14 protein-coding genes are annotated in these 13083 nt (G+C 75.1%); 13 read left to right on the top strand and 1 reads right to left on the bottom strand.

The window, feature by feature from the left end; translation table 11 throughout:
- Window positions 1-126: 126 nt before the first annotated feature.
- From ACI78U_RS23915 to truB, 5 genes are all read left to right on the top strand, one after another.
- Window positions 127-408, top strand: coding sequence for a hypothetical protein (locus ACI78U_RS23915; protein ID WP_456877903.1), 282 nt, complete (start codon window positions 127-129; stop codon window positions 406-408).
- The gene (locus ACI78U_RS23910; RefSeq protein WP_456877902.1) at window positions 405-650 is read left to right on the top strand and encodes a hypothetical protein; all 246 of its coding nucleotides are present in this window, start codon (window positions 405-407) and stop codon (window positions 648-650) included. The genes ACI78U_RS23915 and ACI78U_RS23910 overlap by 4 nt, the downstream gene beginning before the upstream one ends.
- 4 nt (window positions 651-654) lie before the next feature.
- Window positions 655-1644 carry a DHH family phosphoesterase gene (locus ACI78U_RS23905; protein WP_456877901.1) on the top strand — a complete coding sequence of 330 codons (990 nt, stop codon included), beginning with the start codon at window positions 655-657 and terminating at the stop codon, window positions 1642-1644.
- 89 nt (window positions 1645-1733) lie between these two features.
- A complete protein-coding gene (locus tag ACI78U_RS23900) occupies window positions 1734-3017 on the top strand; it encodes an MATE family efflux transporter (protein WP_456877900.1) in 1284 nt (427 codons plus the stop codon).
- Entirely contained in the window at window positions 3014-3937 is a 924-nt protein-coding gene (gene truB, locus ACI78U_RS23895) for a tRNA pseudouridine(55) synthase TruB (RefSeq protein ID WP_456877899.1), read from the top strand. Before ACI78U_RS23900 ends, truB begins: the two co-directional genes overlap by 4 nt.
- Window positions 3938-3939: 2 nt before the next feature.
- Here the strand turns inward: truB and ACI78U_RS23890 are convergent, their stop codons facing one another.
- A complete protein-coding gene (locus ACI78U_RS23890) occupies window positions 3940-4617 on the bottom strand; it encodes an HAD family hydrolase (RefSeq protein ID WP_456877898.1) in 678 nt (225 codons plus the stop codon).
- A 72-nt stretch (window positions 4618-4689) separates the two neighbouring features.
- Here ACI78U_RS23890 and ACI78U_RS23885 point away from each other — a divergent pair, with 72 nt between their 5' ends.
- The 8 genes from ACI78U_RS23885 (at window position 4690) to dapB (ending at window position 12816) form a co-directional block, all read left to right on the top strand.
- On the top strand, window positions 4690-5013 hold the full coding sequence (locus ACI78U_RS23885) for an antibiotic biosynthesis monooxygenase family protein (RefSeq protein ID WP_456877897.1): 324 nt from the start codon (window positions 4690-4692) through the stop codon (window positions 5011-5013).
- 112 nt (window positions 5014-5125) lie between these two features.
- A complete protein-coding gene (locus ACI78U_RS23880) occupies window positions 5126-6265 on the top strand; it encodes a branched-chain amino acid aminotransferase (RefSeq protein ID WP_456877896.1) in 1140 nt (379 codons plus the stop codon).
- A gap of 35 nt (window positions 6266-6300) precedes the next feature.
- Window positions 6301-7269: a bifunctional riboflavin kinase/FAD synthetase gene (locus ACI78U_RS23875; protein WP_456877895.1), complete on the top strand. Its 969-nt coding sequence runs from the start codon at window positions 6301-6303 to the stop codon at window positions 7267-7269.
- A 124-nt stretch (window positions 7270-7393) separates the two neighbouring features.
- Window positions 7394-7663, top strand: coding sequence for a 30S ribosomal protein S15 (gene rpsO / locus ACI78U_RS23870; protein ID WP_456877894.1), 270 nt, complete (start codon window positions 7394-7396; stop codon window positions 7661-7663).
- A gap of 244 nt (window positions 7664-7907) precedes the next feature.
- Window positions 7908-10196: a polyribonucleotide nucleotidyltransferase gene (locus ACI78U_RS23865; RefSeq protein WP_456877893.1), complete on the top strand. Its 2289-nt coding sequence runs from the start codon at window positions 7908-7910 to the stop codon at window positions 10194-10196.
- 82 nt (window positions 10197-10278) lie between these two features.
- Window positions 10279-11577 carry a M16 family metallopeptidase gene (locus ACI78U_RS23860; RefSeq protein WP_456877892.1) on the top strand — a complete coding sequence of 433 codons (1299 nt, stop codon included), beginning with the start codon at window positions 10279-10281 and terminating at the stop codon, window positions 11575-11577.
- Between the two features lie 5 nt (window positions 11578-11582).
- Window positions 11583-11960: a VanZ family protein gene (locus tag ACI78U_RS23855; protein WP_456877891.1), complete on the top strand. Its 378-nt coding sequence runs from the start codon at window positions 11583-11585 to the stop codon at window positions 11958-11960.
- Window positions 11961-12009: 49 nt separating this feature from the next.
- Complete coding sequence (gene dapB, locus ACI78U_RS23850; protein ID WP_456877890.1) at window positions 12010-12816, top strand: 4-hydroxy-tetrahydrodipicolinate reductase; 807 nt, start codon at window positions 12010-12012, stop codon at window positions 12814-12816.
- The last annotated feature ends 267 nt before the right edge of the window (window positions 12817-13083 follow it).

The raw sequence follows: 13083 nt of genomic DNA, 5'->3' as shown, positions 1-13083 counted from the left end.
CACCCCCCCCCCCCCCCCCCCGCGCGCCACCCCCCGCCGCCGCCCCCCCCCCCCCACACCCCCCCCCCCCCCCCCCCCCCCCCCCCCCCCCCCCCCCCCCCCCCCCCCCCCCCCCCCCCCACCGGCGTGCTGCGCTCGACGGTCGGGAAGCAGACCGGCATCAAGTTCGTCCCGACGCTGACGTTCGTCTCCGACGTCGTCCCCGACACCGCCCGGGAGCTCGACGCGGCGCTCGAGCGGGTCCGGTCGGCCGACGCCGAGCTCGCCCGGCTGCGCGAGAACGCCACCTACGCCGGGGACGCCGACCCCTACCGGCACCCCGAGGACGACGAGGAGGCCCCGTCGGAGCCGGCCGCCGACGAGGAGTCCGACGACAGCGCGTCCGCGCGCCACAGGAGTGCCTCGTGAGCGAGAACGACCCCGATCCGCACCTGCCCGACGAGGGGTTGGGCCGCTCGGAGCTCGGCGGACGGGCCGAGCCCGACGCGGGTGACCCCACCGACGGCGGGCGGGAGGGGCAGATCGGCACCACGCCGAGCATCGCCGAGGACGAGCCCGACGACGGCGGTCCCGGGTACGGCATCGGTGGGGGGCGGGAGGTCGACGACACCGACTTCGCGCCGCCCAGCGGCTCCGGCACCGGTGCCTGAGCCGGTGCCCGCGGCCCCGTCCCCCCGGACGCCGGGCACGGTCCTCGCCGCGGCCGCCGACGCGGGGGCGAGCGTCGTCCTCTCCGGGCACGTGCAGCCCGACGCCGACGCCCTCGGGAGCACGCTCGCGCTCGCCGAGGGCCTGCGCCGCCGCGGCGCGCGGGTGAGCGCCACGTTCCCCGGCCGGCCGGTGCTGCCGGCATCCCTGGGCTGGCTGCCCGGCGCCGAGGGACTGCTGCCCTCCACCGCGGTGCCCGGCGCCCCCGACGTCTTCGTCAGCCTCGACGCCGCCTCCCCGGCCCGGCTCGGGGAGCTGGCCGGGCTGCTCGAGCGGGCCGGGACCTCCGTGGTCGTCGACCACCACGCCAGCAACCCCGGCTTCGGCGACGTGCGGCTGGTCGACCCCGCCGCCCCGGCCACCGTCGTCCTGGTGGCCGGCCTGCTCGACGAGCTCGGCGTCGACCTCGACGCGGAGCTCGCGACGCCGCTCTACGCCGGACTGGCCGCCGACACCGGGTCCTTCCGCTTCGGCAGCACCCGGCCGGAGACGCACGCCCTGGCCGCGCGGCTGCTGGCCACCGGCATCGACCACGCGACCATCAGCCGGCGACTGTTCGACACCGCCCCCTTCGGCTGGCTGCGGCTGCTCTCGGCGGTCACCGGCCGGGCGGTCCTCGAACCGCAGGTCGGCAGCGGCCTGGTCTGGACCTGGTCGAGCACCGCCGAGGCGGCCGAGCACGGCCTGCCCGGCGAGCAGCTCGAGGCGCTGGTCGACGTCGTCCGCGTGACCGCCGAGGCCGACGTCGCCTGCGTGCTCAAGGGCCAGGACGACGGCACCTGGTCGGTGTCCCTGCGCTCGCGCGGCGCCACCGACGTCGCCCGCATCGCGATCGCGCTGGGCGGCGGCGGGCACCGCGCGGCCGCCGGCTTCACCTCCTCGGCCGACCGCGACGCCACGGTGCGCACCATCCGGGACCGGCTGCTCGAGGGATGAGCTCCGCACCCCGCCGGTCTCCTCCCGATCCACTCCCGGCAGCGGACGGGACTCCCGGCCCCGGCCCGCGGGCACGGCGGCCCCCGGGCGTGGTGGCGCTCGCGGCACCGGCCCTGGTGGTGCTGGCCGCCGAGCCGCTGTACCTGCTGGTCGACACCGCCGTCGTCGGCAACCTCGGCACCGTGCCGCTGGGCGGGCTGGCCGTCGGGGGCGGGCTGCTGGCCTGGGCCGCCGCGCTGCTCAACTTCCTCGCCTACGGCACCACCGCCCGCGCCGCCCGCCGTGCCGGGGCCGGCGACCGGGCCGGCGCCGTCGCCGAGGGCGTGCAGGCCACCTGGCTGGCGCTGCTGCTCGGCGCCGGCGTCGTCCTGCTGTTCCAGCTGCTCGCCGGGCCGATGACCCGCGCGCTGGCCGGCGGACCCGGGGAGGTGGCCGCCGCGGGGGAGCAGTGGCTGCGCATCGCCGGCTGCGGCGCGCCGCTGCTGTTGGTGTCCCTGGCCGGCAACGGGTGGCTGCGCGGGGTGCAGGACCTGCGCCGGCCGGTGCGTTTCGTGCTGGCCGGGAGCCTGCTCAGCCTGGTGCTGTGCCCCCTGCTCGTGTACCCCGCCGGTCTCGGCCTGCCCGGGTCGGCGGTGGCCAACCTCGCCGGCCAGTCGCTGACGGCGGCCCTGTTCGTGCGGGCGCTGCTGCGCGAGGGCGCCGACTGGCGGCTGCGCCCGTCGGCCGTCCGCGCGCAACTGGTCCTGGGCCGCGACCTGCTGGTGCGCGCCACCGTGCTGCAGCTGGCCTTCCTCGTCGCGGCGGGCGTGGCGGCGCGCGCGGGGCAGGCGCAGCTGGGCGCCCACCAGATCGCGCTGCAGCTGTTCCTGTTCCTCGCGCTCGTCCTCGACGCCTACGCGATCGCCGCCCAGACGCTGGTCGGGCACGCGCTGGGCGCCGGCCGCCCCGACGAGGCCCGCGCCACCGCGCGGCGGGTGACCCTGTGGGGGCTGGGCACCGGCGTGCTCGTCGCGGTGCTGCTGCTGGCCGGCCGCGACCTGCTGGTGCCGCTGTTCACCGGCGACCCCGCGGTGCGCGCGCAGGCCGAGCTGGTCTGGTGGTTCCTCGCCGGGTTCCAGCCGCTGGCCGGGGTGGTGTTCGCCCTCGACGGCGTCCTCATGGGCGCCGGTGACGTCGGCTACCTGCGCGCGGTGACCGTCGGCGCGGCGCTGGTCGGCTTCCTCCCGCTGTCGCTGCTGTCCGGCCCCCTCGGCTGGGGGCTGGCCGGTGTGTGGACCGGGCTGACCCTCTTCGTCGTCCTGCGGCTGGTCGCGGTGCTGGCCCGGGTGGCGGGGGACAGGTGGCTGACCGCACCTGCGACGGTGGGCGCATGAGCCGCCGCCGCCGCGCCGCCGACGCCGACGTCGCCCCCGGGGTCCTGCTGGTCGACAAGGCCGCCGGGATGACCTCGCACGACGTCGTCGCCCGCGCCCGGCGGGTGCTCTCGGTCCGCCGGGTCGGCCACGCCGGCACCCTCGACCCGATGGCCACCGGGCTGCTCGTGCTCGGCGTCGGCGCCGCCACGCGCCTGCTGGGCCACCTCGGCAGCTCGGACAAGGTCTACGAGGCCACCATCCGGCTCGGGCAGACGACGGTCACCGACGACCGCGAGGGCGAGGTGCTCACCACCACCTCGGCCGCGCACCTCGACGACGGCGCCGTCCGCGCCGCGCTCGCCGCCCAGACCGGCCCGCTGTCGCAGGTGCCCTCGTCGGTGAGCGCGGTGAAGGTCGGCGGCCGCCGCTCCTACGACCGCGTGCGGGCCGGCGAGGAGGTCGTGCTGGAGCCGCGCTCGGTCACGGTGCACCGGATCGACGTGCACGCCCTCGCCCGGCCCACGCCCGACCTGGTCGACGTCGAGGTCGCCGTGGCCTGCACCGCGGGCACCTACGTGCGCGCCATCGCCCGTGACGCCGGCGCCGCCCTCGGCGTGGGCGGCCACCTCACCGCGCTGCGCCGCACCGCGTCCGGGCCGTTCACCACCGAGCGGGCCGCCCCGGTCGAGGAGGCAGCGGCCGCGCTGGCCGCCGGGGGCGGCCCGGGCGTGCTGGGGCTGACCGACGCCGCGACGGCCGTCTTCCCCGAGCGCCGGCTCACCGACGACGAGGCGCGGGCCCTCGGGTACGGGCAGCGGGTGCCCGCGACCGGCCGCCCGGGCCTGGTCGCCGCCGTCGACCCCGCGGGCCGGCTGGTCGCGCTGGTCGAGGACGCGGGCTCCACCGCCCGGGTCGCGGTCGGCTTCCCCCCGGGCTGACCTCAGCCGGCGGCCTTCCCGACCAGCGAGTCGTCGAGGTGGGCGAGCAGGTCCGCGGGGTCGTCGTAGACCTCGTCGGCGCCGGCCTCCAGCAGCTCGGCGCGCGAGATGCCGCCGCAGGTGAGCGCGATGCACGGCAGCCCGGCGTCCTGCGCGGACTGCACGTCCCAGACCGTGTCCCCCACGACCACGGTGCGGGACGCGTCCAGGCCGTGCGCCTCGACGGCGGTCAGCAGCAGGTCCGGCGCGGGCTTGGCCGACTCGACGTCGGCCGAGCAGGTCGTCCCGTCGACGACGTCCTCGCCGCCGATCGCCGGCACCATCCACTCCAGGTCCGACTCCTTGCCGCTGGTGGCCAGCACCACGGCCAGCCCCCGGTCCCGGCACGCGGCGAGGAGGTCGTCCACGCGCGGGAACGGGGTCACCAGCTCGCGCAGCGGCTCGTAGCGCCGGTTCTTGGCCTCCGACACCTCCTCGACGTCGGTCGCCTCGTCCCCGAGCAGGTGGACGACCAGCTCCTCGCTCGCGATGCCGATCGAGCGGTGGCAGTCGGCCATCGACACGTCGTCGTGCCCGGTGTCGCGGAAGCCCTGCCACCAGGCGAGGACCTGCAGGTAGTTGGTGTCGAGCAGGGTGCCGTCGACGTCGAAGAGCACGCCGGGCCGCTTGTCCTGGGTCACCGCGCCATCCTCGCCCGGTGGGCCGGTCCCCGCTCCGGTTAGCCGGGGCACGGGGAGGGGCAAGGGGAGCGCATGAGCGTCGTGAAGATCAACGCCATCTCCGTTCCGCCGCACGCCCAGGAGCGGTTCGAGGAGCGCTTCCGTGGCCGCGGCGGTGCCGTCGAGAAGACCCCGGGCTTCGAGTGGTTCGAGCTGCTGCGCCCGCTGGAGGGCACCGACCAGTACCTCGTCTACACCCGGTGGGAGAGCGAGGAGGCCTACCGGGCCTGGGAGGGCGGCCAGGACTTCGCCCGGGCGCACCAGGGCGGCGGCGACGAGCTCGCCCCCGCGGCCAGCGACTCCCACCACCTGTGGTCCTACGAGGTCATCGAGAGCTCCGCGCCCGACCGGCCCTGATCCCCCGCGGCGGCGGTCGGCCCCCGGCCGCCGCCGGGCCCGGCGCTACTGTGAGCCCGGGGCCGGTCGTCCGCCGGCCCGGCTCCAGCACGAGCTCACGCAGGTGGGAGACATGACCGACACGCTCGCCGACAGCCGCACCTCCTCCCGGGTCTTCACCGAGGGCGTGCCGGTGACCGTGGAGGACGTGACCCGCCGCCCGGCCGCCGAGCGCGAGGCGGTGCTGGCCGACCCCGGCTTCGGGCGCCACTTCACCGACTCGATGTTCGTGGCCCAGTACACGGCCGGCCGCGGCTGGCACGACGCCCGGCTGGCCCCGTACGCGCCGCTGCAGGTCGACCCCGCCACCGCCGCCCTGCACTACGCCCAGTCGATCTTCGAGGGGCTCAAGGCCTACGCCCAGCCCGACGGCAGCGTGGCCACGTTCCGGCCCGAGGCCAACGCGGCCCGCTTCGCCCGCAGCGCCCGCCGGCTGGCCATGCCGCCGGTGCCCGAGGACGCCTTCATCAGCGCCGTCGACGCGCTGGTCGACGCCGACCGCGACTGGGTGCCCACCGGCGCGGACCAGACGCTCTACATCCGCCCCTACCAGCTGGCCACCGAGCCCTTCCTCGGCGTGCGGCCGGCCAACGAGTACCTCTTCCTCGTCATCGCCAGCCCGGCCGGGGCCTACTTCCCGCGCGGGGTGCACCCGGTGTCGGTGTACCTCTCGGAGGACTACATCCGGGCCGCGCCCGGCGGCACCGGCGACGTCAAGTGCGCCGGCAACTACGCCGCGAGCCTGCTGGCCCAGGAGCAGGCGATCGCCGCCGGCTGCGACCAGGTGGTCTGGCTCGACGCGGTCGAGAAGCGCTACGTCGAGGAGATGGGCGGGATGAACCTGTTCTTCGTCCTCGGCTCCGGCGACGACGCCGAGCTGGTCACCCCCGAGCTCACCGGCACGCTGCTGCCCGGCATCACCCGCGAGTCGCTCATCTCGGTGGCCCGCGAGCGCGGCATGCGGGTCACCGAGCGCCGCTTCAGCGTCGACGAGTGGCGCTCCGGCGTCGCCGACGGCACGGTCACCGAGACCTTCGCCTGCGGCACCGCCGCCGTCATCACCCCCGTCGGCGAGGTCCGGGCGCGCACCGGCGACTTCACCGTCGGCGACGGCGCCCCCGGCCCGGTCACCACGTCGCTGCGCGCCCAGCTGCTCGACATCCAGCACGGCCGGGTGCCCGACACCCACGGCTGGCTGCACCGGGTCGCCTGAGCGACCCGGCCGGCGGGAACGGGGGAGCGAGGCGCGTGCGGCGCTGGCGTGGGACCGCGGCCACCCCGGCCGACCTCGGCCGGACGGTGGTCACGGTGGGCATGTACGACGGCGTCCACCGCGGCCACCAGCAGCTCATCGGCACCGCCGTCGAGCGGGCGCGGGCGATGCGCCGGCCCTGCGTCCTGGTCACCTTCGACCCGCACCCGTCCGAGGTGGTCCGCCCCGGCTCGCACCCGGCGATCCTCACCTCCCTCGACCGCAAGGCCGAGCTGGTCGCGGGGCTGGGCGTCGACGGCATGTGCGTCATCCCGTTCACCCGGGAGTTCAGCCGGCTCACGCCCGAGGAGTTCACCCACGGTGCGCTCGTCGAGGACCTGCACGCCGCGGCGGTCGTCGTCGGCGAGAACTTCACCTACGGGCACCGGGCGGCCGGCACCGTCACCACGCTGACCCAGGAGGGTCGCCGTTTCGGCTTCGCCGTCGAGGGGATCCCGCTGGCCGGCGACGACTCGGCCGACGGCGCGGTCACCATCTCCTCCACCTACATCCGCGCCTGTGTCGCAGCCGGGGACATGGAGAGCGCGGCGCGGGCACTGGGCCGCCCGCACCGGGTCGACGGCGTCGTCGTCCGCGGCGACCGGCGCGGCCGGGAGCTGGGCTACCCGACGGCGAACGTGGAGAGCCCGCCGTTCACCGCGATCCCGGCCGACGGCGTCTACGCCGGCGCGCTGGTCACCCGCGACCCGTCGGGTGCCACCCGCGACAGCGCCCCGGCGGCGATCTCGGTCGGCACCAACCCGACCTTCCACGGCTCGCGGCGCACCGTCGAGGCGTTCGTGCTCGACTTCTCCGGCGACCTCTACGGCGAGCACGTCGGCGTCGAGTTCGTCTCGCGGCTGCGGCCGATGACCTCCTTCGCCGACGCCGGCGCCCTCGTCACGGCGATGGCCGACGACGTCGCGCGCACCCGCGCGGTGCTCGGGCTGCCCCCTGCCGGGTGATCACCGCCGGGGCCCCGTTGGCCCGCTGGTAACCTCGGGTGGTCGGGCACCGCCCGACGTGTGTGCGAGCTGCCCCCGTGACCCAGACCGGGGGCCACACGTGACCAGGCCCGGAGGCCCGCCCATGGCGCTCGACAGCGCGACGAAGCAGCAGATCATGACCGAGTACGCGACGGTCGAGAGGGACACGGGCTCGCCCGAGGTCCAGGTCGCGATGCTCACCCGCCGGATCAGCGACCTGACCGAGCACCTCAAGCAGCACAAGCACGACCACCACAGCCGGCGGGGCCTGCTCCTGCTGGTCGGCCGCCGCCGGCGGCTGCTGAACTACCTGGCGAAGACCGACATCACCCGCTACCGCTCGCTCATCGAGCGGCTCGGTCTGCGCCGCTGACCCCAGAGGGGACCGTCCCGCCCGGGACGGTCCCCTCTCTCGTGGGGCACCCGCCCCGCGAGACCACGGCTCCCGCCGCGCACCCCGCCGCTGGTCGGTCCTCGGTGGTGGCCCCCGGGCATGCACCTCCCTCGCGGGGGGAACGACCCCGGGGGCTTCGATCGAAGACCGGTCACCCCGGAGCAGTCCGGCGCAGGACGCCACGAAGAGGACGTCGCCGCATGCGACGTAGGAAGAGGACGACGTGTCCGCACCCACCACAGCGACCAGCACCGCGGCCGAGTACGACCCCGAGGACGGGGTCACCACCGCCACCGCGGTCATCGACAACGGCAGCTACGGCAGCCGCAGCATCACCTTCGAGACCGGGCGGCTGGCCAAGCAGGCCGCCGGCTCGGTCGTCGTCAGCATGGGCGACACCATGCTGTTGTCGGCCACCACGGCCGGCAAGCACCCCAAGGAGCACTTCGACTTCTTCCCCCTGACGGTCGACGTCGAGGAGCGGATGTACGCCGCCGGGCGCATCCCCGGCTCGTTCTTCCGCCGCGAGGGCCGCCCCAGCGAGGACGCGATCCTCACCTGCCGCCTCATCGACCGGCCGCTGCGCCCGACCTTCGCCAAGGGTCTGCGCAACGAGGTCCAGGTCGTCATCACGGTCCTGGCCCTGGACCCGGCGCACCTCTACGACGTGCTGGCCATCAACGGGGCCTCGGCCTCCACCCAGCTGTCGGGCCTGCCGTTCTCCGGCCCGGTCGGCGGCACCCGCGTCGCGCTGGTCAACGGCCAGTGGATCGGCTTCCCCACCCACGCCGAGCTCGAGGACGCCGTCTTCGACATGGTCGTGGCCGGCCGCGTCCTGCCCGACGGCGACGTCGCGATCATGATGGTCGAGGCCGAGGCCACCGAGCGGACGATCCAGCTGGTCTCCGGCGGCGCCGCCGCGCCGACCGAGGAGGTCGTGGCGCAGGGTCTCGAGGCCGCCAAGCCCTTCATCAAGGCGCTGTGCGAGGCGCAGACCGCGCTGGCCGAGAAGGCCGCCAAGCCGGTCGCGGAGTTCCCCCGCTTCCTGGACTACCAGGACGACGTCTACGCCGCCGTCGAGTCCGCCGCGCTCGACCGCCTGACCCAGGTCCAGTCGATCGCCGGCAAGACCGAGCGCAACGACGCCACCGACGCGCTCAAGGACGAGGTCCTCGCCTCGCTGGCCGAGCAGTTCGCCGGCCGCGAGAAGGAGGTCTCGGCCGCCTTCCGCGCCGTGACCAAGAAGGTCGTCCGGCAGCGGATCCTGCGCGACAAGGTCCGCATCGACGGCCGCGGCGTCACCGACATCCGGCCGCTGTCGGCCGAGGTCGAGGTCGTCCCCCGGGTGCACGGCTCGGCGCTGTTCGAGCGCGGAGAGACCCAGATCCTGGGGGTCACCACGCTGAACATGCTGCGCATGGAGCAGCAGCTCGACACGCTCTCGCCCGAGACGCGCAAGCGCTACATGCACAACTACAACTTCCCGCCGTACTCCACCGGCGAGACCGGCCGCGTGGGCTCGCCCAAGCGGCGCGAGATCGGCCACGGCGCGCTCGCCGAGCGGGCGCTGCTGCCGGTGCTGCCCGACCGCGAGGAGTTCCCCTACGCGATCCGGCAGGTGTCCGAGGCGCTGGGCTCCAACGGCTCGACGTCGATGGGCTCGGTCTGCGCCTCCACCCTGTCGCTGCTCAACGCCGGTGTGCCGCTGCGCGCCCCGGTGGCCGGCATCGCCATGGGCCTGGTCTCCGACGAGGTCGACGGCAAGACGGAGTACGTCGCGCTGACCGACATCCTCGGCGCCGAGGACGCCTTCGGTGACATGGACTTCAAGGTCGCCGGCACCAAGGACTTCGTCACGGCGCTGCAGCTGGACACCAAGCTCGACGGCATCCCGTCCGACGTGCTCGCCCAGGCGCTGACCCAGGCCCGCGCCGCCCGGCTGCACATCCTCGACGTGATGAACGAGGCCATCGACGCCCCCGACGAGATGAGCCCCTACGCGCCGCGGGTGACCACGGTGCGCATCCCGGTCGACAAGATCGGTGCGGTCATCGGCCCGAAGGGCCAGATGATCAACTCGATCCAGGACGAGACCGGCGCCGAGATCACCATCGAGGACGACGGCACCATCTACGTCGGCGCCTCCGACGGCCCCTCGGCCCAGGCCGCGGTCGACCGGATCAACGCGATCGCCAACCCGCAGATGCCGAAGGTGGGGGAGCGCTTCCTGGGCACCGTGGTCAAGACGACGCCGTTCGGCGCCTTCGTCTCGCTGCTGCCGGGCAAGGACGGCCTGGTGCACATCAGCAAGCTCGGTGGCGGCAAGCGCATCGGCAAGGTCGAGGACGTCGTGAACGTCGGGGACAAGCTGCAGGTCGAGATCACCGACATCGACGCCCGCGGCAAGATCAGCCTGGTCCCGGTGGCCGCGGACGCCGAGGGCGCCGCCTCCGGCGACGGCGCTGCCGCCGGCGACGCGGCTCCCGCGGCCGACGCTCCCGCGGAGGCCTGACACGGCTGCCGACCTGAGCCCGACCGGGGCCGGGGTGGGGACGGGGTCTGCCGACCTCGCCTCCGTCCCGGCCCCGGTCGGTGTGACCAGCACCCTGGACGTGGACGAGGTCGGCGGCCGGGTCGAGCGCACCGTGCTGCCCGGCGGGCTCCGCGTGCTCACCGAGACGATGCCCGGCGTCCACTCGGCCACCCTCGGCATCTGGGTCGGGGTGGGCTCCCGCGACGAGACCGACCGGGTCGCCGGCGCCTCGCACTTCCTCGAGCACCTGCTGTTCAAGGGCACCCGCAGCCGCAGCGCCATGGAGATCGCGACGGCCATGGACGCCGTCGGCGGTGAGATGAACGCCTTCACCGCCAAGGAGCACACCTGCTACTACGCCAACGTGCTCGCCAGCGACCTGCCGCTGGCGGTGACGCTGGTCGGTGACCTGGTGACCGAGGCGCTCAACACCGTCGAGGACCTCGAGTCGGAGCGGACGGTGGTGCTCGAGGAGATCGCCATGCGCGACGACGAGCCCTCCGACCTCGTGCACGACCTGTTCGCCGAGACGCTGTTCGGCGACACCGCCCTGGGCCGCTCGGTCCTCGGCACGGTCGACTCCATCGAGGGCCTCACCCGCGACGACGTCGACGGCTGGTACCGCTCGCGCTACGCGATCCCCTCGATGGTGGTCACGGCCGCCGGCCGGGTGGACCACCAGCAGGTCCTCGACCTGGTGACGGCGGTCTTCGGGGACCGGCTGTCCGGCTCGGTGCTCCCCGCGCCGCTGCGGCGGGGCGAGGAGCTGCGGCCGACCCGGCCCGCCCGGCCCTCCGGCCTGGTGGCCCGCCGCACCGAGCAGACCCACCTGCTCTACGGCGGCCTGGGCCTGAGCCGCTTCGACGAGCGCCGGTACGCCGCGGCGGTCCTGGAGACGGCGGTCGGCGGCGGGATGAGCTCCCGGCTGTTCCAGGAGATCCGCGAGAAGCGCGGCCTGGTCTACAGCGTGGGCTCCGCGCTGACCTCCTACGCGGGCACCGGCACGTTCTCCGTCTACGCCGGCTGTGCCAAGAAGCGGGTCCCCGAGGTGCTCCGCCTGGTCCGCGAGGAGCTGGCGCGGGTGGCGGCGGACGGGCTGACCCCCGAGGAGGTCGCCCGCGGGCAGGGACAGATGCGCGGGGGGACGGTCCTGGGCCTCGAGGACACCGGGTCGCGGATGAGCCGGCTGGGCAAGAGCGAGCTGTCGCACGGGGAGTACGTGCCGGTGCGCGAGGTGCTCGACCGGATCGCCGCCGTCGACGAGGACCAGGTCCGGGCGGTCGCCGCCGACCTGCTCGGCCGCGAGACCTGCCTGGCCGTCGTCGGTCCCTACCGCGAGTCCGACCTCGACCGGCTCTGACACCCGTGGACGTCCGACCCCGCCATCCCGCGCTCCGCGTGCACGGCGCGCTCTCCCGCGGTGTCCTCGCGGTGACGGTGCTCGTCTCGCTCGCGGTCCTCTTCGCCCCCGGCTCCGACGTCCCCTCGGCCCCGCCCGGCGTCGACAAGCTGGTGCACGCGGTGCTCTTCCTGGCGCTGGCCCTCGCCGGCCGGTGGGCGGGGATCCGCGCCCTCCCGCTCGCGGTCCTGCTCGTCGTCTACGGCGGGGTCAGCGAGGTGGTGCAGGCGGTGTCGGACCTGCACCGCTCGGGTTCGGTCACCGACTGGCTGGCCGATGTCGCCGGTGCCGCCCTCGGGCTGCTGGCCTGGACGCGCGTGGAGCGGGTGGTCCCCGCCCGCTGAGGTCGGGGGCCGTGGTTGCGCCGGACCGGGAGCCCGGGAGACTGGCCCGGTGACCACCGGCACCCCTTCCTCCGACCAGCAGGCCACCGGCGGGACGGCGGCCGAGCCACCGCGCATCCCGGTCGGGGTCCTGGGCGCGCGGGGCCGGATGGGCACCGAGGTCGTCAAGGCGATCAACGCCGCCGACGACCTGGAGCTGGTGGCGATGGTCGACGAGGGCGACTGGCTCTTCAACGTCGCCGACGCCGGCGCGCAGGTGGTCGTGGACTTCACCCGCCCGGACGTCGTCATGGACAACATCCGCTTCTGCATCGACCAGGACATCTCCTGTGTCGTGGGCACGACCGGCTTCGACGAGCAGCGCCTGGCCACCGTGGCCGAGTGGCTCGAGCCCAAGCCCGACATCGGTGTCGTTATCGCCCCCAACTTCGGCATCGGGGCGATCCTGCTCATGCGCTTCGCGCAGGAGGCCGCGCGCTTCTACCCCTCGACGGAGATCGTCGAGCTGCACCACCCGAACAAGGTCGACGCCCCCTCGGGCACGGCCGTCCGCACCGCCGGGCTGGTGGCCGCCGCCCGTCGCGCCGCCGGCCTGCCGCCGTCCCCGGACGCGACCACCGACTCGCTGCCCGGTGCCCGCGGTGCCGACGTCGACGGGATCGCCGTCCACGCGGTCCGGCTCACCGGCCTGGTCGCGCACCAGGAGGTCCTCATGGGGGCCGCCGGCGAGACGCTGACCCTGCGGCACGACTCCTACGACCGGTCCTCCTTCATGCCCGGCGTGCTCCTGGCGGTCAGAGAGGTCGGCGGCCGCCCCGGTCTGACCGTCGGCCTGGAGTCCTTCCTCGGACTCTGAGCGGGCTGCGGGGGTGTGACGGAGACCCCGTGTGCACGGCCCCCCGGACTCGTGTACTGTCTTCTTCGCGCCGGACGGAGCCCGCGAGGGCCACGGAGACCACCCCCAGGGTGCAGAGCTCCGGAGGACGGCGTAGAGTCGGACAAGCCGCGATCGACGAAGCCCGGAAGGGTGGAGTTGGTGTGCGTCCGTTCCTTGAGAACTCAACAGCGTGCCGAAAGTCAGTGCCAAGTAACACATCCCCGTGGCCTGGTCGGTTGTCCGGTC

Source organism: Geodermatophilus sp. SYSU D00710 (assembly GCF_054050195.1).
This window is presented reverse-complemented; position numbering and strand designations above follow the sequence as displayed.

What these genes read in the sequence shown, in the direction of transcription:
- rpsO (WP_456877894.1), top strand. Translation starts at nt 7,394, where the DNA reads ATGGCGCTCGACAGCGCGACGAAGCAGCAGATCATGACCGAGTACGCG.
- ACI78U_RS23885 (WP_456877897.1), top strand. Translation starts at nt 4,690, where the DNA reads ATGAGCGTCGTGAAGATCAACGCCATCTCCGTTCCGCCGCACGCCCAG.
- ACI78U_RS23880 (WP_456877896.1), top strand. Translation starts at nt 5,126, where the DNA reads ATGACCGACACGCTCGCCGACAGCCGCACCTCCTCCCGGGTCTTCACC.
- truB (WP_456877899.1), top strand. Translation starts at nt 3,014, where the DNA reads ATGAGCCGCCGCCGCCGCGCCGCCGACGCCGACGTCGCCCCCGGGGTC.